16 protein-coding genes and 1 pseudogene are annotated in these 20,107 nt (G+C 69.5%); 2 read left to right on the top strand and 15 right to left on the bottom strand.

Annotation, left to right across the window (positions count from 1 at the left end):
- Positions 1 to 17: 17 nt before the first annotated feature.
- Together lipB and FZ025_RS12150 are read right to left on the bottom strand one after the other, a co-directional pair.
- Positions 18 to 719: a lipoyl(octanoyl) transferase LipB gene (lipB, locus tag FZ025_RS12155; RefSeq protein ID WP_046978888.1), complete on the bottom strand. Its 702-nt coding sequence runs from the start codon at positions 717 to 719 to the stop codon at positions 18 to 20.
- A complete protein-coding gene (locus FZ025_RS12150) occupies positions 707 to 985 on the bottom strand; it encodes a DUF493 family protein (RefSeq protein WP_046978889.1) in 279 nt (92 codons plus the stop codon). The genes lipB and FZ025_RS12150 overlap by 13 nt, the downstream gene beginning before the upstream one ends.
- 310 nt (positions 986 to 1,295) lie before the next feature.
- Between FZ025_RS12150 and FZ025_RS12145 the strand changes: the two genes are divergently transcribed.
- A complete protein-coding gene (locus FZ025_RS12145; RefSeq protein ID WP_046978890.1) occupies positions 1,296 to 2,354 on the top strand; it encodes a lipid A deacylase LpxR family protein in 1,059 nt (352 codons plus the stop codon).
- An 82-nt stretch (positions 2,355 to 2,436) separates the two neighbouring features.
- Here the strand turns inward: FZ025_RS12145 and FZ025_RS22425 are convergent, their stop codons facing one another.
- Positions 2,437 to 3,675, bottom strand: coding sequence for an XVIPCD domain-containing protein (locus FZ025_RS22425; RefSeq protein ID WP_244292371.1), 1,239 nt, complete (start codon positions 3,673 to 3,675; stop codon positions 2,437 to 2,439).
- An 88-nt stretch (positions 3,676 to 3,763) separates the two neighbouring features.
- Between FZ025_RS22425 and FZ025_RS12135 the strand changes: the two genes are divergently transcribed.
- A complete protein-coding gene (locus FZ025_RS12135) occupies positions 3,764 to 4,036 on the top strand; it encodes a hypothetical protein (RefSeq protein WP_046981552.1) in 273 nt (90 codons plus the stop codon).
- Here the strand turns inward: FZ025_RS12135 and FZ025_RS12130 are convergent.
- The 12 genes and pseudogenes from FZ025_RS12130 to mrdA all read right to left on the bottom strand — a co-directional run bounded on the left by FZ025_RS12130 (position 3,995) and on the right by mrdA (position 20,107).
- Positions 3,995 to 4,830, bottom strand: a pseudogene (locus tag FZ025_RS12130) (ankyrin repeat domain-containing protein). The gene FZ025_RS12135 and the pseudogene FZ025_RS12130 sit on opposite strands and share 42 nt — an antisense overlap.
- Positions 4,831 to 5,166: 336 nt before the next feature.
- Complete coding sequence (locus tag FZ025_RS12125; RefSeq protein WP_046979563.1) at positions 5,167 to 6,378, bottom strand: D-alanyl-D-alanine carboxypeptidase family protein; 1,212 nt, start codon at positions 6,376 to 6,378, stop codon at positions 5,167 to 5,169.
- Between the two features lie 200 nt (positions 6,379 to 6,578).
- Positions 6,579 to 8,036, bottom strand: a complete 1,458-nt coding sequence (locus FZ025_RS12120; RefSeq protein WP_046979564.1) for a septal ring lytic transglycosylase RlpA family protein — start codon at positions 8,034 to 8,036, stop codon at positions 6,579 to 6,581.
- Positions 8,033 to 9,160 carry a lytic murein transglycosylase B gene (gene mltB, locus FZ025_RS12115; RefSeq protein ID WP_046979565.1) on the bottom strand — a complete coding sequence of 376 codons (1,128 nt, stop codon included), beginning with the start codon at positions 9,158 to 9,160 and terminating at the stop codon, positions 8,033 to 8,035. The genes FZ025_RS12120 and mltB overlap by 4 nt, the downstream gene beginning before the upstream one ends.
- A 216-nt stretch (positions 9,161 to 9,376) precedes the next feature.
- Positions 9,377 to 10,768: an NAD-dependent succinate-semialdehyde dehydrogenase gene (locus FZ025_RS12110; protein ID WP_104558521.1), complete on the bottom strand. Its 1,392-nt coding sequence runs from the start codon at positions 10,766 to 10,768 to the stop codon at positions 9,377 to 9,379.
- Between the two features lie 67 nt (positions 10,769 to 10,835).
- The gene (locus tag FZ025_RS12105; protein WP_046979567.1) at positions 10,836 to 12,242 is read right to left on the bottom strand and encodes an NAD(P)(+) transhydrogenase (Re/Si-specific) subunit beta; all 1,407 of its coding nucleotides are present in this window, start codon (positions 12,240 to 12,242) and stop codon (positions 10,836 to 10,838) included.
- 4 nt (positions 12,243 to 12,246) lie between these two features.
- Complete coding sequence (locus tag FZ025_RS12100; protein ID WP_046979568.1) at positions 12,247 to 12,576, bottom strand: NAD(P) transhydrogenase subunit alpha part 2; 330 nt, start codon at positions 12,574 to 12,576, stop codon at positions 12,247 to 12,249.
- 3 nt (positions 12,577 to 12,579) lie between these two features.
- Complete coding sequence (locus FZ025_RS12095) at positions 12,580 to 13,722, bottom strand: NAD(P) transhydrogenase subunit alpha (protein ID WP_046979573.1); 1,143 nt, start codon at positions 13,720 to 13,722, stop codon at positions 12,580 to 12,582.
- A 120-nt stretch (positions 13,723 to 13,842) separates the two neighbouring features.
- Positions 13,843 to 15,267, bottom strand: a complete 1,425-nt coding sequence (locus tag FZ025_RS12090; protein ID WP_046979569.1) for a glycoside hydrolase family 28 protein — start codon at positions 15,265 to 15,267, stop codon at positions 13,843 to 13,845.
- A complete protein-coding gene (locus tag FZ025_RS12085) occupies positions 15,264 to 16,598 on the bottom strand; it encodes a virulence factor family protein (protein ID WP_046979570.1) in 1,335 nt (444 codons plus the stop codon). The genes FZ025_RS12090 and FZ025_RS12085 overlap by 4 nt, the downstream gene beginning before the upstream one ends.
- A 333-nt stretch (positions 16,599 to 16,931) precedes the next feature.
- The gene (gene rodA / locus FZ025_RS12080) at positions 16,932 to 18,050 is read right to left on the bottom strand and encodes a rod shape-determining protein RodA (RefSeq protein ID WP_046979571.1); all 1,119 of its coding nucleotides are present in this window, start codon (positions 18,048 to 18,050) and stop codon (positions 16,932 to 16,934) included.
- Positions 18,047 to 20,107, bottom strand: coding sequence for a penicillin-binding protein 2 (gene mrdA / locus FZ025_RS12075; RefSeq protein ID WP_046979572.1), 2,061 nt, complete (start codon positions 20,105 to 20,107; stop codon positions 18,047 to 18,049). Before mrdA ends, rodA begins: the two co-directional genes overlap by 4 nt.

Here is a 20,107-nt window from a genome sequence, read left to right as displayed (position 1 = left end):
CGTCGGCGGGCAGGCGGTCAGGCCGCGTGCGTGAGCGTGAGGTCGGGCAAGGCGTCGAGCGGCTGCAGGGTCAGCCCGAACTGGCGCGCCAGTTGGGCCAGCAGCACCGGTGTGACGGCCTGCATGCCGGAGGGACCGCCCAAGTCTAGCACCGAGGTCACCTGCAGGCCCTGGTAGCCGCAGGGGTTGATGCGGTGGAACGGCTCCAGATCCATCGCCACGTTGAACGACAGGCCGTGGAAGGTGCAGCCGCGGCGCACGCGGATGCCGAGCGCGGCGACCTTGGCCGCACCGACGTAGACCCCGGGCGCGCCGTCGCGGCGCTGGCCGAGGATGTTCCATTCGTCCAGCGTGTCGATGATGGCCTGCTCGATCCGGCACACGTAGTCGCGCACGCCGATCCTGAGCCGGCGCAGGTCCAGCAGCGGGTACACCACCAGCTGGCCGGGGCCGTGGTAGGTGACCTGGCCGCCGCGGTCCACGTGCAGCACCGGGATGTCGCCCGGTGCCAGCACGTGCTCGGGCTTGCCGGCCTGGCCGAGGGTGAACACCGGCTCGTGCTCGACCACCCACAGCTCGTCGGCGCTGGTTTCCTCGCGCGCATCGGTGAAGCGCTGCATCGCCCGCCACACCGGCGCGTAGGGCTGGCGGCCGAGATCGCGGACCCGGCACGGCGGCAGCGCCGGCGCCAGAACGGTGGTGCCGGCTACAGCGTCCACTTCACTTCCGGATGCTCGCGCAGCGCCAGGTGCGCGGCGTCGTACTGGGCGCGGTCGGCGGCACGGAAGGCGATCCGCACCGACACGTATTTGCCGTTGGACGAATGCTTCCAGCTGATGCGCTCTTCCAGCACGTCCACGCCGGCCTGGGCGAGCAGGCGCGGCAGTTCGGTCTCCAGCCCGGTGTTGGCGGTGCCCATCGCGCTGAGTTCGAAGACGCCGGGGAACTGGAAGCCGTGTTCGGGGTTGTCCGCGGTGATATCCATGGCTGCATTATCGGGCCGGCGCCGGGCAAACCCAAGGCCGCGGCGGGCACCGGCGCGGTTGCCGGCACGGGCGCTACCCGGGACCCGCGGCGGCGCCCGCATCCGCGCCGCGTTGGCAAGCGGTACCAGTGGGACGAACCAGTACGACCATGTGCCTTTCCTGCGGCGGCCGCCACATCCTACTATGCTGGGCCGCCACATCACTCTGCTGAGCTTCGGCATCTTCCGCCACCGGTTTCACGGCAAGCGCGCAGCCGGCACGCTAGCGTCGCCTTATCCTTGCCCCTTCACCCGCACAGGGACGTCGCCCATGCCGTCATCGCGCCTGCCTCTCGCCTTCGCCGTCCTGCTCGCCCTCGCTTCGCTGCCCGCCGCCGCCGCCGATCGGTGCGCCGGCAGCGCACTGCAGGACACGCCGCCCACGGTGAACTTCCGGGTCGACAACGACCTGTTCGGCGGCGCCGGCCAGGACCAGGGCTATACCAACGGCTTCGGCGTGACCCTGGTGTCGCCGAACCTGGTCGACTACACCGACGACCCCTGCCTGCCGCGGCTGGCGCGGGCGGTCAACCGCTATCTGGAACGCCTGCATCCAGGCGAGTTCGAGCAGCAGAACATGGTCTTCAGTTTCGGCCAGGCCATCTTCACCCCGACCGACAAGACCCGCCGCGACCTGATCAAGGACGACCGTCCCTATGCCGGCATCCTGGCGGTGAACTTCGGCTACAACGCGCGCAACCACGACCGCCTGCGCACCACCCAGCTGACCCTGGGCATGGTCGGCCCGTCGGCGCAGGGCAAGCAGGTGCAGGACGCGGTGCACGATCTGCTCGGCGACGACAAGTTCCTGGGCTGGGACAACCAGTTGCACGACGAACCGGTGTTCCGCCTGCTGCACGAGCGCATGCGCCGCTGGCCGGGCGACGCGGCGGTCAACGCCGACGGCTGGGGCTGGGACGCGATCAGCCACTGGGGCGGCGCGCTCGGCACCCTGGACACCTACGCCAACACCGGCGCCGAGCTGCGCTTCGGCTGGAAGCTGCCGGACGATTTCGGCAGCTCGCCGCTGCGCCCGGCCGGCGAGAACACCGCCCCGCCGCGCTACGGCCTGGGCCGCGGCTGGTCGGCGCATCTGTTCCTGACCAGCGACGCGCGCTGGGTGCTGCGCGACATCACCCTGGACGGCAACACCTTCCGCGACAGCCACAGCGTCAAGAAGCGCCCCTTCGTCGGCGAGGCCGGTTTCGGCTTGGCGGTGATGCGCGGCAAGTGGAAGTTCGCGCTGGCGCGCTACTGGAGTACCCGAGAATTCGACCTGCAGAAGCAGACCCCGGTGTTCGGCAGCTTCACGATCAGCCGGCGGCTGTGACACAGCACCGGAAAGGCGGAGGCGGCCTGCGGATTCGGCGCGGCCTCTTGTGATCCAAGGCCTCTTGTGATCCAGGCACGGCTCAACCCATGACCGGCGCACCCCTGCCGCCGGGACCTTCCTGCTGCCGCTGCTGCGCCTCCAGCGCCAGCTGCTGCGCGCGCTGCTGATTGAGCGCCTGCGTCTGCTGCACCGTGTCCTGCATCGGCGCGGCCGGCTGCGCCACGTCTGTCGAAGTACGGAAGCCGGGCGTCGTCCCAGCTACCCACATGGCGTCCCCGGCCATGAGCACGCGGTCGATCTTGTCCGCATCGGCGATGCCCGCCTGCTTGGCAGCGAGCATTGCCTGCGCGACGTGGTCATCGCCGATATGCACCGGCACGTCCTGGCGGATGCGCGCGAACATCGCCTGATCGGCCGCCGACAGCGCGGCGATGCCCTGTGCCTGCGCGGCCGTGCGCTCGGCCGGCGGCGCCTGGCTGAGCAGATGCGGCGAACGCAGCTGCGCCCACTGGCTGGCGTAATCGTGCATCGCCACCGATTGCGCCCGGCGTGGATCGATCTGCACCGTTTTCGGCGCATCGAAGGCACTGAAGCGCTGCCGTCCTTGCACCTGGCCATCCGGCCCCATCGCCACGTTGGTGATGCGCTGGCCGTCGCGCTCGGCCGCCACCAGCAGCGCGGCGGCCACCTTCTCGCTGTGCGGGCCGGAGGCGATGCCCTGCCCGGCTTCCATGCAGTGCACTTCGCGCAAGCTGTGCTTGAACTCGGCGTGGCCGGGATGGGCCGGGTCGCGCAGGTCCGCCGGCAGCGACGAGACTGCCGGGGCTGCGCGCTGCGGTCCAGGTTCCGGCGCCGTTGCGGGTGACAGCGCCCGCTCGCGTTCGGCCTGCACCTCGGTTCCACGCCCGGAGACTCCAGGCAGACCCGACGCCTGCGGACCGCTGCGCTCCGGCGCCACATGCTGGCGCGCCTTGTGCCCGATGTCCTGGATCCGCGCATCCAGGCTCGGCACCACCGTTTCCGTCATCAAGTGGCGCTCGGTGGCTTCCTTGGTGCTGGACGCGACCTGGCGCAACAACGTGCCGGACGCGGCGATGTTCACCACGTTGGCGGTCGCGAACAGCGGGTTGTACTGCACATTGGCGGCGGTGCCGGCGAAGACCGTCGCATTGACCGCCGCCGCCGACGCCGGGACCTGTGCGGCGACCTGCCGGGTCTGCCGCCCTGCGCCATCGAACGCGCCATCCACCGCCGCGCCAGCCTGCGCAAGCGCAGCATGGCCCCAGCACAGTCGGAACGGGTAGGTAGATCTCGGCACGGAAGCCGGACTTGTCGGGCTTAAGCAAGTCCTTTATCTGTTCATCCGTCAAATCCAGCTGCGGCGCGCACTCGCGCAGCTTGTCCAAGTGTTCGCTAGCACGGATCCAACCCGCATCCGGCCTACCCTCGCCCTTGGCCGCGTCGTACACGTCATCGGCAATGCCCGCCATCTCGCGGTCGTGATAAAGCTGCTGGAGTTGCGTGGCCTGCTGCTGCGCCTGCGGATCGTTGCTGGTACGCAACTGTTCGAGCAAGGCTCGCTGCTGCTGGTATTCGGCAAGATTGGGCATCTGAAAACTCCTTCTCTCAGTGGTTGGTCAAAGCAACGGGATGTCTTTTTCTTCGTAAGGAAAGCCTAGGACTTTACGCATGCTGCGGTAGTTCTCTAGCAACGGAGGACGCTTGTAGCCACGCTCCAGCAGCCACTGCTGGCACTTGCGCTGCCACGTCGGATCATTTGGATTGCCAGGATGCCAGAACACCGCCGAAATGACATATTCATTGGAAAATTCCGCACCATGCTGGAAAAGCCAATAGACCTGCTCGAAACCACCGCGAGCCGCATATTCAAAAACTATTGGCTGATTCCTCGTTTTTCCATTCACATCCGCGCCTCGCTCCACCAGCAGCTTCACGTTCTGCCATTGGTTTTGCGTCAGGAATGCCTGGAGAAGAAGCGTCTCGCCATTGGAGTTGCGCGCATTCGGATCGCCGCCATGATCCAGCAGCAGCTTCAGGTAGATGGGATCTTCCTGCTTGGCCGCCCAGACCATCGCATTGTCCTCGTAGCGCCCCTTGAAACGGGTTGTGTTCTGCGATGGATGCAGCTTGCGTGCATTCGGGTCGGCCCCGTTCTCCAGCATCGCCCGCAACCCCTCGGGGTGTGGGTCATGATCGGCCACATCAGTAGCGGGTAGCCGTCCGTGGAGAAGAGCGCGTCGGGGTTGACGTGTTCCTCCTTCATCAGCCGCCGCACTTGCTTGACATCGCCATGCTCGGCCGCCAGCGCCAGCGCCTGCGCCTTGGGATCCGGGAAGAATCCGGATAAGCCGTACGCGGACTGCTGTGCGGGGGAAGCCAGCGACAATCCATCGCAGCCGGCGCAGGTCAGCAGCAGCAATGACAGCAATAAAGCGCGCAGCAGCTCAGGCACGTTCCATCCTCATGAACGGGAAAGGCGCAGGTACGGGTTCGCCGTACATGGCCCTAGCCTAGAACTTGTCCGCAGGCTGCGCAGACCCTCGGCAGCAGCCATGCCACTCCGTCACGACCCGGCCGCACGCACCATGTCCAGCAGCGGCACGGCATTGCAGACGCGTCGCCCGAATCAGTCTGACGCGGCACCGAGCCTCGACCTCAGGCGCCGGCAGCGGGTGGCTTTGTTGATGAAGACGGGATTGAGGATTGGAAAACCGCACACCCAAAGTCCAAACGCGAATCGCGAATCCCGAATCCCAAAAAAAGCCGGCGTACGCCGGCTTCTCTAAGATCACTCCGCTTCCCACCACATCCAGAAGCTGTCCCACAGGCGCTTGAAGAAGCCGGCCTCGTCGACCGCCTTCAGTGCCACCAGCGGCGCCTGCGCGATCACCTTGCCGTCCAGCGAGACCTTCACCGTGCCGATCGCCTGGCCCTGCTTGATCGGCGCTTCCAGGGTCTTGGGCACGTCGATCGACGGTTTCAGTTCGTTGTAGCGGCCGCGCGGCACGCCGACCAGCAGCGGCTGCGCCACGCCCAGCAGCACGTCCTTCTCGGTGCCCTTCCACACGCGCTGCTGCGCGACCTGCTTGCCCGGCTCGTACAGGCGATGGGTCTCGAAGAAACGGAAGCCCCAGTTCAACAGGGCCAGGCTGTCCTCGGCGCGCTGCTTCTCGGAGCTGTCGCCCATCACCACCGCGATCAGGCGCTGGTCGCCGCGCTGCGCGGAGCTGAGCAGGCAGTAGCCGGCCTCGGAGGTGTGGCCGGTCTTGATGCCGTCCACGCTGGGGTCGCGCCACAGCAGCAGGTTGCGGTTCTGCTGGGTGATGTCGCCGACCCGAAATTGCTTGATCTTGTTGTAGGCGTAGGTTTCCGGATAGTCGCGCACCATCGCCCGGCCCAGCAGCGCCAGGTCGTAGGCGGTGGTGTGGTGGCCTTCGGCGGACAGGCCGTGGGCGTTGACGAAGTGCGAGCCGGTCATGCCGAGCCTGGCCGCGTAGTTGTTCATCAGTGCGGCGAAGGCTTCCTCGCTGCCGGCGGTATGTTCGGCCAGCGCGATCGCCGCGTCGTTGCCGGACTGGATCGCCATGCCCTTTTCCATGTCTTCCAGGCGCGCGGTCTGGTTGACCGGGAAGCCGCTGTAGCTGCCGTCGGTGCCGGCGCCGCCCTCGCGCCAGGCGCGTTCGCTGAGCATGACCTGGTCGTCGCGCTTGATCTTGCCCAGCTTCAGCTCGGCGGCGACCACGTAGGAGGTCATCACCTTGGTGATGCTGGCCGGGGCCACCTGCGCGTGCTCGTTTTCGCCGGCCAGCACCTGGCCGGTGGCGTAGTCCATCAGCACCCAGGACTTGGACACGGCCGGCTTGGGCGCCGGCGGGATCGCCACGGCGGCAGGCGCGGCGGCAGCGGCGGCAGGCGATGCCGGCACCGGGCCGGGGGTCTGCGCGGAAACCAGGCCGACGGCGAAGGTGGCCACGGCGGCGACGGCGAAGCGGAATTTCATCTAAAACGACTCCTGGCGGGCCCGAGGGCCGATGGTAAACGAGGCATTGTAGGGCTAGCCGGCGCCTGCCCAGCCACGATGGCGGCGCAGGCGGAAGTCGGCGTTAAGCCATCGGTGCTTGAGAACGACGCGCCGCTGGCCGCCTCCGCTCCGGCACGCGGCGCCGGCAGCAGGATCGCGTGCGATTGGGTCTGGCGCCCTCAGTCCTTGACGATCTGCGGACGCCCGAAGCCGAGGCCGGCGATGCGGCTGGCCAGCTCGGTGGCGCGGCCATGATCCTCGGCGGCGACCCGCAGCCGCCACAAGGTGCGCCCGCCGGACACGATGTCGCTGACGCTGGCGCCGACGATGCCGGCCGAGGCCAGCTGCAACAACGCGCGGTTGGCGTTCTCGCGGCTGGCGAAGCTGGCCACCTGCAGCAGGATGCCGAGCGGACCGCGCGCCGCGGCGCTGTCGGCAGCGGCGCGGGTGGCCGACGCGACCGGCGCGACCGGCGCGGGTGCAGCAGCCGCGACGGTCGTAGCGGTGGACGCCGGCGCGGCGGTAGCGGTGACGCGTCGCGGCGGTACCGGGGTGGCGGCGACGGTCACAGCGGCCTTGGTCGGTTTGCCGGTGGCCACGCGCACGCCGCGCGATTTCATCCAATCGTCGAAATGGTCGGCGTTGGCCGCGGTGTCGGCATCGGCCAGCACCCGGTAGCGCCAGCGCTCGCCTTCCGGCAGGGCGGCGGCGGCCGCGCTCGCGCTGGCGGCACTGGGCGCGGCGGCGCTGGCCGTGGCGGTGCTGCGCGCCGACACGCTGGCCGCGGCGACGACGGTGGCCGGCTTGGCCGGCAAGGCCTTGACCAGGTTGTCCATGTCGGTGGCGCGGCGTGCCGCGGCGGACTGCGCGGCACTGCCCGCTGCTGCCGCACTGGCCAGCGCGGTGCCGGTGGCGACCTGCTTGCCGGTCCGTCGCGATGCGAGCAGGTTGCCGTTGTCGGCCGGGGTCAGCCCGCGCACCTCGACCCGGCCGGTGCCCTTGCCGGTGATGCCGAGCTTGACCGCCGCCGCATAGCTCAGGTCGATGACCCGGTCGTCGTGGAACGGGCCGCGGTCGTTGACCCGCACCACCACCGATTCGCCGTTGTCCAGGTTGGTGACCAGGGCGAAGCTGGGCAGCGGCAGGGTCTTGTGCGCGGCGGTGAACGCGTACATGTCGTAGACCTCGCGGTTGGAGGTCAGGCGGCCGTGGAACTTGCTGCCGTAGTACGAGGCGGTGCCGCGTTCGACGTAGCTGTGCGGGTCGTCGATGATCGTGTATTCGCGGCCCAGCACCATGTACGGCGAGCGGTTGCCGACCGCCGAGCGCGGCTCGTTGGTGACCAGCGGCTCGGGGATGCAGGCCACGTTGGGCACGTAGTCCGGGGTGCTGTCGCTGACCCCCGGCGCGTACAGGCCGCCGGCGGTGTAGTTGCCGCGCGTGGACGGGTCTTCCTTGGCCGGTGCGTACGGCGAGGTGGACGGGCAGCCGGTGGCGACATGCGCCGGGCCGCGGCCTTCCACCCGGACCCCCGGCGCTGCGCCGCCGCCGGCGGCCTTCTTCGGGGCGCTGCTGCAGGCGGCCAGCGCCAGCAGGGCGACGACGGGGACGATCCGGAGCAGCGCGTTCGGGTTCATGCCGGGGGTAACTCCTTGCCGGCGATGGCCTGGGACAGTTGGTACACGGCCATCGCGTACATCTTGGAAATGTTGTAACGGGTGATCGCGTAGTAGTTCTGGAAGCCCAGCCAGTACTGCTTGCCGGCGCTGCCGTCGAGCGCGATCGGGGTGGCGCTGGCGCCGGCCGGGACCGGTGCGGCCGGCTGGTAGCCGCGCGCGGCCAGGTCGGCCAGCGTGTAGCTCGGGGTCCAGTCGCTCGGATTGAATTCCTCGGCGCCGGGACGCAGCGTGGCCGGCACCGCGACCACGCCGTCGCGCACCCAGCCGCCCTTCTTGACGAAGTAGTTGGCGATCGAGGAGAACATGTCGTCGTAGTCGGTGAACAGGTTGCGCCTGCCGTCGCCATCGCCGTCCACCGCGAACTGGCGGTAGCTGGACGGCATGAACTGGCCCAGGCCCATCGCGCCGGCGTAGCTGCCGATCAGGCTGGCGATGTCCAGGTTCTCCTCGCGGCCGAGCGCGAACAGCTGGCCGAGTTCGTCGCGGAAGAACAGCTCGCGGCGCACTTCGCGCTCGAGCCTGGCCGGGTCGCCGCTGCGCGGATAGCGGAATGCCAGCGTGTACAGCGCGTCGAGCACGCGGTAGCTGCCGGCGTTCTTGCCGTAGCTGGTCTCCACGCCGATGATCGCGACGATGATCTCCGGCGGCACGCCGGTGCGCGCCTGCACCCGCATGAGTTCTTCGCGATGCGTGGCCAGGAACGCGCGGCCGCCGTCGATCCGCGCCTGGCTGATGAACATCGGCCGGTAGTCGTTCCACGGCTTGACCCGCTCGGCCGGGCGCGACATCGCCGCCACGATCGCGTCCTTGAACTGCGCCTGCGCCAGCGTCGCCTCGATCTGCGCCGGGTCCAGGCCGTACCTGGCCGCGGTGTCGCGGACGAAGTTGGCGCGGGCGATCTCGAACGGCACCGGGGTCAGATCGACCGGCGGCGCGGACACCGCTTCGGGCGCCGCCTCCACCGGCGGCGCCGGGCGCGGCGCGGACTGCGGCAGCGCATTGGCCTGCGGCGGCGCCTTGGGCTGGGTCGCGCATGCGGCCAGGCCAAGCGTGATCAGGCAAATCAGCGAGCGTCGAATCATGCCGGCAGGTTAACAGAGTCCAGATGAATTTCCACCAATAACGCCATGAAACAAAAGAACTTTGCGGCAAGTCAAGAAACCTGCCGCATTCATCCGGCCAGGCCAGTGGCGACTGGCTGCGCGATCCCCAGGCGGCGGCGCCATCGCCACGCGCGCAACGCAAAGGCCGCCGGTGGTTGCCCACCGACGGCCCGGGGTGCTGCGCGGCGGCGCGGCTCAGAACGGCGCGTCGATCTCCACCACGTCGATCAGCTTGTGGTTGACGAACTCCTTGATGCCCAGCCCGATCAACTCGCGGCCGTAGCCGGAACGGCGCACGCCGCCGAACGGCAGGTCGGCCTTGACCATGGTCGGATGGTTGACGAACACCATGCCGGTGGAGACGCGCCTGGCCACCGCCACGCCGCGCGCGGTATCGGCGGTGAACACCGAGCCGCCAAGCCCGAACGGCGAGTCGTTGGCGATGCGCACCGCATCGTCCTCGTCCTGCGCCTTGAACAGCATCGACACCGGGCCGAAGAACTCCTGATGGTAAGCCGGGTTGTCGGGGGTGACGTCGGTCAGGATGGTCGGCTGCACGAACGCGCCCTGGGTCGGCACCGGCGGCCCGACCTCGGTGGCGGTGGCGCCATGCGCGACCGCCGCGGCGATCTGCCGCCTGAGCTCGTCGGCCGCGCCCTGCGAGGACAGCGGCGCCAGCGTGGTCGCCGCGTCCATCGGATCGCCGGCCTTCAGCGCCGCCACGCCCTCGCTGTAGCGGCGCAGGAATTCCGCGTACACCTCCTGCACCACGATCATGCGCTTGGACGACACGCACACCTGGCCGCCGTTCCAGTGGCGGCCGAACACCGCCCACTTCACCGTCTTGTCCAGCTCGGCATCGGCCAGCACCACGAAGGCGTCGGCGCCGCCCAGTTCCATGGTCGATTTCTTCAGCGCCTTGGCCGCCTGCGCGGCGACGATCGCGCCAGCGCCTTCCGAACCGGTCAGCGCCACGCCGTGCACGCGCGGATCGTTGAGGATCGTCTCCACCTGCGTGCGGGTGGCGTAGAGGTTGGCGAACCCGCCGGCGGGCAGGCCCGCTTCGGCCATCAGCGCCTCGAACCTGGCCGCGCACTGCGGCACGTTGGAGGCGTGCTTGAGCAGCACCGTGTTGCCGGCCGACAGCTGCGGGGCGATGATCCGCGCGATCTGGTAGTACGGGAAATTCCACGGCTCGATCGCCAGCAGCACGCCCAGCGGCTCGTGCACGACCATCGCCTCGCCCTCGGCCGGATCGGCCACCGACAGCGGCTCAGGCGTCAGCAGGCGCGCGGCGTTGACCGCGTAGTACTCGAAGATGTCCGCCGACAAGGTCACCTCGGCCTCGGCCTCGCCGATCAGCTTGCCCATTTCCAGGGTCAGCAACTGGGCGTAGCCGCGCACATCGGCGCGCAACAGCTGCGCCGCCGCGTGCATGACCTTGGCGCGCTCGGCGAAGGAGGCGTTCTTCCACTGCTGGAAGGCGGCATCGGCGGCGCCGATCGCGGCGAGCACCGCCTCGTCGGTCGCCTCGGGGAAGCTGGCGAGCAGTTCGCCGGTGTAGGGATTGCGGGTCGCATAAGCCATGGTCGTGTCCTCGTGGAAAGTCGGGAAGCGCCGGTGCGTGGCCGCGCCGGCGCGGGAAGCGGTTCGGTCAGGCGGCCAGATCCTTGACCGCCTGCACCATGCGGTTGAGCACCGCGGCGGCATCGCCGTAGACCATGTCGCAGTTGTCGCCGTAGAACAGCAGGTTCTCCACGCCGGCGTAGCCCTTGCCCTGGCCGCGCTTGATCACGTAGACCTGGTGCGCCTGGTCGGCGTTGAGGATCGGCATGCCATAGATCGGCGAGGCCTTGTCGCTGCGCGCGGCCGGGTTGACCACGTCGTTGGCGCCGATCACCAGCGCCACGTCGGTGTTGGCGAAGCTGTCGTTGATGTCGTCCATGTCGAAGATCAGGTCGTAGGGCACGCCGGCTTCGGCGAGCAGTACGTTCATGTGCCCGGGCATGCGCCCGGCGACCGGGTGGATGGCGAACTTGACGTCCACGTCGGCGGCCTGCAGCAGCTTGACCAGTTCGTACAGCCGCGCCTGCGCCTGCGCCACCGCCAGGCCGTAGCCAGGCACGATGATGACGCTGGAGGCATAGCGCATCGCCACCGCCGCATCGCTGGCTTCCACCGCGGTCATGCGGCCCTGCACGTCGCCCTGCGCCACCGCGGCGCCGTCGCCGAAATTGCTGAACAGCACATTGGCCAGCGACCGGTTCATCGACTTGGCCATCAACATGGTCAACAGCGTGCCGGCCGAGCCGACCACCATGCCGGCGATCATCAGCGCCGGGTTCTGCAGCGCGAAGCCTTCCAGGCTCACCGCCAGGCCGGTGAATGCGTTGTACAGCGAGATCACCACCGGCATGTCGGCGCCGCCGATCGGCAGCGTCATCAGGATGCCGAAGCCCAGCGCAGCGACGAAGAACGCCAGCGCCGCCCAGCCGCCGCCGATCTGCGCGACCACCAGGCCGCCGAGTACCAGCGCGCAAAGGAACACGCTGGCGTTGAACACGCTCTGCCCCTTGAACCTCCACGCCGTGTTGATGCGCCCATCGAGCTTGGCCCAGGCGATCACCGAACCGGACAGCGAGATCGCGCCGATCAAGGCGCCGAGCACGGTCACCGTCAGGTGCAGGCCGCTGTGCTGCGGCTGCCGCGAGGTCAGCGCGACCGCCGCCACCGCGGCCGCGGCGCCGCCGCCCATGCCGTTGTACAGCGCGACCATCTGCGGCATCGCGGTCACCGCCACGGTGCGCCCGCTGCGCCAGGCCCAGGCGCCGCCGAGCGCCAGCGCCAGCAGCGCCAGGGCGAGATTGGTCAGCGCATGCGGCTGCGCGCTGGGCTGCAGGTCGGCCAGATAGCCGAACGCGGCGGCGACCGCGACCAGCATGCCGATGCCGGCCAGCACGATGCCGTGCAGCGCGGTCACCGGCGAGGACATGTGCTTGAGGCCGAGAATGAACAACAGGGCGGCGGCGAACCCGCTGAGCTCCACCAGTAACTGCAGCATGACGCTATTCCTTCGGGGTGGCGGAGGCGGAGGCGGATTTGGCGCTGGGCTTGAACATCGCCAGCATGCGGTCGGTGACCACATAGCCGCCGACGGCATTGCCGGCGCCGAGCAGCACGCCGACGAAGCCGATCGCCTGGCCGGCGACGGTGTCGGCGTTGAACAGCGCGTGCATCGCGCCGACCACGACGATGCCGTGGATGAAGTTGGAACCGGACATCAGCGGCGTGTGCAGGATCGACGGCACCTTGCCGATCACTTCGTAGCCGGTGAACGCGGCCAGCATGAATACGTACAACGCGATCATCCAGCTCATCGACAGATCGAGATTCATCGCTCAGGACTCCTTGGCGGCGGGTGCAGGCGCAACGGCCTGCGGCGTGGGATGGCAGCGCTGGCCGTCGCGGGTCAGCAAGGTGCCGGCCACGACCTCGTCGTCGAAGTCCGGCGCCAGTGCGCCGTCGCGGACCAGCAGCTCGAGCAGGTTCAGCAGGTTCTTCGCGTACAGCTCGCTGGCGTGCTGGGCCAGCGCCGAGGGCACGTTGAACGGCGCAACGATGGTCACCGGCCCCACTTCCACGGTCTGCCCGGGCACGCTGCCTTCGCAGTTGCCACCGCTGTCGGCGGCCAGGTCCACGATCACCGCGCCGGGTTTCATGCCGTCGATCTGCGCGCGGTCGATCAGGATCGGCGCGGTGCGGCCGGGCACGTTGGCGGTGGTGACGATCATGTCGGCCTGCTGGATGTGCTGGGTCAGCACCGCGGCGGCCTTGGCGCGCTCGTCGGCGGTCAGTTCGCGCGCATAGCCGCCCTCGCCGCGCGCATCGATGCCGGTGTCGACGAACTTGGCGCCGACCGATTGCGCCTGTTCGCGCGTTTCCGGACGCACGTCGTAGCCTTCGGTGATAGCGCCGAGCCGGTGCGCGGTGGCCAGCGCCTGCAAACCGGCCACGCCCAGGCCCATCACCAGCACGCGCGCGGCGCGCAGCGAGCCGACCGCGGTGGTCATCATCGGCAGGATCCGCGGCAGATGCACCGCGCCCAGCAGCGGCGCGTAGTAACCGGCCAGCGCGGCCTGGCTGGACAGCACGTCCAGCGCCTGCGCGCGGCTGATCCGCGGCACGGTTTCCATCGCGAACGCGGTGATGCGGCGTTCGCACAGCAACTCCAGCAAGCCCGGCGCCTTGGCCGGATACAGCAGCGCGACCAGCATGCTGCCCGGACGCATCGCCGCCAGCGTCTGCAGCGACGGCGCCTGCACCGCCAGCACCAGATCGGCGCCGGCGACGACTTCCTGCGCATCGTCGAGCACGGTGGCACCGGCATAGGCCACATCGGCGAAGCGCGCGGCCACGCCGGCACCCGCCTGCAGGCGCAGCTGCGCGCCCAGTTTCGCCAGCTTCGGCAGCACCGCGGGCACCATCGCCACGCGGCGCTCGCTGGCACGCTCTTCTTTGATGACCGCTACGGTGAACGCCATATCCAGGCCCGGTTCGAGTACGCAGGCACTGTGCGCGGCTTGCGGCGCGCGCGCATTGATCCGGATCAAATGCGGCTGGCGCCGCGATCGCGGCGCCGATACGGCGCCAGGCCGCGGCAACTACAGCGCCGGGAACACCGGCTTGCTGGCGCACTCGGGCACTGCACCGGACACCGCCGTGGCATACGTAGTGGCGGTGCTGTCGGCGGTCAGCTGCAGGTTGGACCGGTCAACGCCGATGCGCGCGTTGTTCGCCCTCAACGCCGTGACGTCGACCGACACGTTGGCCAGCACCAGGTCCAGCGGCGTGGATGCGTCGTAGCCCTGCACCAGGTTGCCCTTGCCCTTCGGCGAATCCTGCGCCTTCAGGCCATTGACCACGATCTTGGTGAAGGTCGGCACGGTGCCGCCGCCACCGCCGCCGCCGCCGTACAGCGGGTTGATCACCAGCGCGTTGGCCACGCCGAACAGGCAGGTGTTGCGATAGGTGACGTCGTTGACCGGACCGCCCTTGGCCAGGCTGGTCTTGATGCGCAGGCCGTTGTTGTCGGTACTGCGTGCGCCGTCGGCGTCGCTGCCGAGCACGCTGTTGCCATCGATCAGGACATTGTCCACGCCGTGCATCAAGTCGCTGCCGAAGGAGATGCCGTGGGTGCCGTAGAAGCGCGAGTTGCGCACGGTGATGTTGGCCGATTTGGAGGCGATGGCCTTGATCGCCACGCCGTCGTCGCCGCTCATCACATCGTTGTCGTAGAGCGTGGCGTTGCTGACGCTGTCCAGGTCCAGGCCGTCGGTGTTCGGGCTGCGGGCTGAGGACTTGACCCGCATGCCCCAGATGGTGACACCGTCGGCGATGTGCGCGAACAGGTGGAAGTACGGCGCGTTGATCAGGTTGACGTGGTAGACGCTCACGTCGCTGGCGTTCTGCACCTTGATCAGGTCGGGACTGTTCTGGGTCAGATTGGCGGCCTTGGCCTTTTCCCCGAACTGCCACCAGCTGTCGCGGCCGCCGAGCATCGGCAGGTCGCCGCGGCCGTCGATGGTGCCCTGGCGACCGGCGCCGTCGCGCAGGCCCATCACCCCCAGGGACTTGCCCTTCAGGTTGAGCAGCGCGCGGCAGCCGCCGCTGCTGGCGGCGGCCTTGCCGCAGGCATTGGCGCCGGCGATCTGATAGTCGGACGGCTGGCGCGAGGCGAACAGGGTCACCCCGGCGTCGATCAGCAGGATCACGTTGTCCCTGACGTTCAACGGCCCGCTGAGGAAGGCATTGCCGGCAGCGGCGCGCAGCAGCACCGCCGAGCGGCCGCCGGCGGCCGCACACGTGTCCAGCGCGGCCTGGATGCGCGCGGTATCCGGCGCGTTCTGCTCCTGGGCGTCGCTGAAGATGCGATCGCCGGCCTGCAGCGTGGCATCGAGCGGTTGCCCGCAGAGGCTGGGAACGATCGGCTCGGCGACCACGCGCGCATCGCCGGTGGCGGCGGATGCGTCGAGCGTCGCCAGTGCCAGCAGACAGCCGAGCACCAGGGGAGTTGCATGGGACGTCATTGAAGGACTCCAGGTGAGGTGCGCAGGGGGGAGGGCCGCAGCGTGGCGGCGCGAGCATGTCCGAAATTGATTGCAGCAATGGGACGGTCTGGGTTTTCGGCGAGCTGCCGTCGGCGATCGTCCACGATCGCCGCCAGGCCGGCCGGGCGCTGGTCGAAATGGTGGCCGCCGTGCAGCGCGACGATCCGCGCACCGCTGTCGCGCAGTTCCGGGCACACCGTGTCCTTCTCCTGGTCGCCGTACACGCACAGCAGCTGCGACGGCGCGATGCGCGCGATCTCCGGCAGCACCGGCCTGGCATCGCCGGCATCACCCAGGTCCAGCCAGTTGCGCACGCGGATCTGGAAATCGGCTTTGTGGTCCACGCCGAACAAGGCCAGCAGGCCGACCTGCGCGCGCTGCGCCGGCGGCAGGCGGTTGTACATGAACGGCAGCGCGGTGGCGCCGAAGGAATAACCGACCAGCAGGATGCGTTGCGGGTGCCAGCGCTGCTGGTAGTGCGCGATGACCCGCGCCAGGTCGGCGCTGGCCTGCGCCGGCGGCTTGTCGTGCCAGAAGTAGCGCAGGCTGTCCCAGCCGACCACCGCGATGCCGCGCTGCTGCAAGGCCTCGGCCATGCCTTTGTCGATATCGCGCCAGCCGCCGTCGCCGGACAGCACGATCGCCAGCGGCGCGCCCGGCGCGCGCACCGGCAATTCGGTCAGCGGCAGGTCGTCGAGCGCACCGCCGCTGCCCGGCGTGTGCAGGTGCGCGGCCACGCGTGCGGCCAACGCCGTCTCCGGCGCAGCGCCCACCGGTGCCGCCGCGATATCGACGAAGCCCTGCGCGGCATTGGCTGGCGCGGTGCCGGCGCAAACCTCGGTCGCGGCCGGCGCCACGCCGATCGCGCCGCCCAGGGTCGCGGCCGGCGCGGCGCCGACGATGCGCTCGACCAGGGTCGCGCTGCTGCCGGTCCCGGCCAGCAGCGGCAGGAAGTAACGGTCTGCGTGCAGGTCGCGCTGCAGGTGCCGGCTCAGCTGCTCGGCATCGTGCCAGGCATGCCCGCAACCGGTACCGGCGCGCTGCAGGCGCGCCAGATAGCGATCGCCATCGACCGTGGCGACCACCGCGCCGGTCGCGGCGATGCGCGCTGCCGCCGCCTGGCGCTGCGCCCGGTTGCCGCTGGCGAACAGGATCACCATGCCTTGCGCCGGCCCGGCCGGCTGGGTCAGCGCGACCCGGCCATAACCGTGGCTGTGCATGGCGCCGGCAGGAAAGTAGTAGCGGATCAACGCATGGCCGCCCAGGCCCAGCGCGACGCTCGTCAACAGCAGCAATCGCAGGAATTTCATCAACACGCATCCATGTCGGCGCAGCCGAGCGGAGAGGAACCACTAGAGAACGCGAGGGCGGCGAGACGGACGCGGACGACGCAACTGGACGAGACGGGACAGGCCTGGTCGATGCCGCGCTGATTCCCTCGGTGACGCTGGCCGGCTGGGCGGCATGACTGCCGCGCATGGCTCACCCGGAACAGGTCCTGCGCTCGCCACGGGCCGTCAGGAGCGGTACCGCGTCGTCGCATCGAGACCAAGTGTGGGTATCGTCGACACGCATTGCAATCGTTTGCAACATTGCCGCACGCTCGCGGTTAAGCCAACCCATGCGCAGGATCCGCCAGGCTCTCAGTAGCCGTGCACCGGACGATGCGCCTTGACCGCCATCACCAGGCCCAACCCGGCCAGCAGCGACACCGCGGAGGTGCCGCCGTAGCTCATCAGCGGCATCGGCACCCCGACCACCGGCAGCAGCCCGGAGATCATGCCGCCGTTGACCAGCACGTAGACGAAGAACGCCAGGCCGGTGGCGCCGGCGAGCAGGCGCGAGAACGTGTCGCGCGCCTGCGCGGCGATCCACAGACAACGCGCGATCACCACCAGGTACAGGGTCAGCACCGTGGCCACGCCGATCCAGCCGAATTCCTCGCTGAGCACCGAGAACGCGAAGTCGGTGGTCTGCTCGGGGATGAAGTTCAGGTGCGACTGCGAGCCCAGGCCCCAGCCCTTGCCGTGCAGGCCGCCGGAGCCGATCGCGATCTTGGACTGGATGATGTTCCAGCCGGCGCCGAGCGCATCGTTCTCCGGATTGAGGAACATCATGATCCGGTCCTTCTGGTAGGGCCGCAGCAGCCACAGCCAGGCCACCGGCGCGGCCGCGGCGACGCCGCCCACCGCGATGCCGACCCACCACCACGGCAGCCCGGCCAGCAGCAGCACGAAGCCGCCGCTGGCGGCGATCAGCACGCCGGTGCCGAAGTCCGGCTGCAGCATGATCAGCGCGGTCGGCAGGCCGATGATCACCGCGCTGACCAGCACCGTGGGCAGGCGCGGCGGCAGCGGCACGCGGTGCAGGTACCAGGCCACCATCATCGGCATGCTGATCTTCAGCAACTCGGCCGGCTGCAGGTAGAACACCTTCAGGTCCAGCCACTGCCGGCCGTACTTGCCGGTGCCCAGCGCGAACACCGCCAGCAGCGGCAGCATCGACAGCGCGTAGATCAGCGGCGTCCACGCGCGCAGGCGCAGCGCCGAGACCCGCGACAGGCCCCACATCGCCGCCGCGCCGATCGCGAAGCGGATGGCCTGCGCCAGCATCAGATGGTTGCCACCGGCCTGGCCGCCGGCGCTCTTGAGCACGGCCAGGCCGATCACCATCAGCGCTGCCAGGGCCAGGCACATCGGCCAGTCCAGGGTGCGGGCGAAACGGCCGCCGAGATCGGCCAGCCAGCGCAGGAAATCCTTCATCGCTCGTCCGGGATCTCGTCGGGGATCGGCGGCGGCGCGGCCGCTAGCGGCACCGCGGCGGCATCCACCACCACCGGCCCGACCAGCACCGGGCGTTCGCCGGCGGCCAGCGCCACCGTGTCGGCGGCACTGCGCGAGCCGGGATCCTCGGCGTAGTACAGCCGGCTGCCGAACGCGGTGGCGCCGCGCAGGCTGTCCAGCGGCTCGATGCCGGGGGGCAGGCGCCCGAGCAGCCAGGCATCGAAGATCTTGCGCGCGATCGGCGCGGCGGTGCTGGCGCCGTAGCCGCCGCCCTCCACCGCCACCGCCAGCGCGATGGCCGGCTCCGCGGCCGGGGCGAAGCCCTCGAACAACGAGCGGTGGCGCAGGTGCATCGGCAGGCTGCGCGGATCCACCGCGGCCAGGCCCTTGCGGCTGACCACCTGCGCGGTGCCGGTCTTGCCGGCCATCTGGTACGCCGCGCCGACGGCGATCGCATAGCCGCTGCCGCCCGGACGCATGGTGTCCATCATGCCCTCGCGCACCACCTGCAGATTGCCGGGAGTGTCGCTGATCGGCTTGCCCGGGCCGAGCGGCACCGGCGCCCACGGCTGGTCGAACGCGCCGCGCTGGGCCATCACCAGGTGCGGGGTGCGCAGCCGGCCGTCGGCGATGCCGGCCACCGCGCGCACCAGTTGCAGCGGGGTCACCTTCCAGTCGCCCTGGCCGATGGCGATGTTGACCGTGTCGCCGGGATACCAGGCTTCCTTGCGGCTTTTGGCCTTGTAGGCCGGCGACGGCACGATACCGCCGATCTCGCCCATCAGGTCGATGCCGGTGGGCGCGCCGAAGCCGTAGCGGTTCATGTACTGGTCGACCTTGCCGATGCCCATGTCGACGGCCAGCTTGTAGTAATAGGTGTTGACCGACTGCGCGATCGACTTGCGCAGATCGGTCCAGCCGTGCCCGCCGCGGTGCGAGTCGCCCCAGCCGCGGCTGACCCCGGGCAGATAGAACATGCCGGTGGACAGGATCTTGTCCTGCGGCCGGCGCGTGCCGCTGTCCAGCCCGGCCAGGCCCATGAACGGCTTGATGGTCGAGCCGGGCGCCACCCCGCCCAGCACCAGCCGGTTGAACTGCGGCCGCGACGGATCGCTGTTGAGCGCCTCGAAATCGGCGTGGGAGATGCCGTTGACGAACAGGTTGGGGTCGTAGGACGGCAGGCTGACCATGGCCAGGATCTCGCCGGTGCGCGGATCGATCGCGATGGCCGCGCCCTGGTAGTCGCCGAACGCGGCGACCATCGCGCGCTGCAGGTCGGCGTCGATGGACAGGCGCAGGTCGGCGCCGGACTGCGCCGGGACCCGGCCGACGGTGCGGATCGCGCGGCCCTGCACGTTGGTCTCGACCTGCTCGTAGCCGACCTTGCCGCGCAATTGCTCTTCGTAAGAGCGCTCCAGCCCGGACTTGCCGATGTGGGTCAGCGCGGCGTTGCCCTCGCCGAGCATCTCCAGGTCCTTCTCGTCGATGCGGCCGACGTAGCCGATGATGTGCGCGAACAGCTCGCCGTAGGGATAGTGGCGGGTCAGGTACGGCTCCAGCTCCACGCCCGGGAAGCGCCAGCGGTCCACCGCGAAGCGCGCGCGCTCCTCCTCGCTGACCCGCAGCTTCAGGGTCACCGGGCGGAAGCTGCGGCTGGCCTTGCGCGCGGCCTGGAAGCGTTCGATGTCCTCCGCCGACAGCGCGATGACCTTGCCCAGTTCGCCCAGCAGCGCATCCATGTCGGCGACCTTGTCCGGGGTCACGTCGAGCCGGAACGCGGGCACGTTCTCGGCCAGCAGGCGGCCGTTGCGGTCGTAGATCATGCCGCGCCCCGGCACCACCGGCCGCGGCTTGATCCGGTTGGCCTCCGAGCGCGTGGCGTAGATGTCGTGGTCCAGCACCTGCAGCTTGAAGTACCACGCGCCCAGCCCGACCAGCGCCACCAGCACGCAGAAAAAGCCCAGCGCCGCGCGGCGCCGGAACTGCTCGGCCTCGGCGTGCGGGTTCTTCTGCGTGCGGCGGGTGCTCACGGCCAC

It is taken from the genome of Xanthomonas hyacinthi, assembly GCF_009769165.1.
In the GTDB taxonomy this organism is placed as follows: Bacteria; Pseudomonadota; Gammaproteobacteria; order Xanthomonadales; family Xanthomonadaceae; genus Xanthomonas_A; species Xanthomonas_A hyacinthi.
Note: the sequence above shows the minus strand (reverse complement) of the source record. Positions and strands in the feature narration are given on the sequence as shown.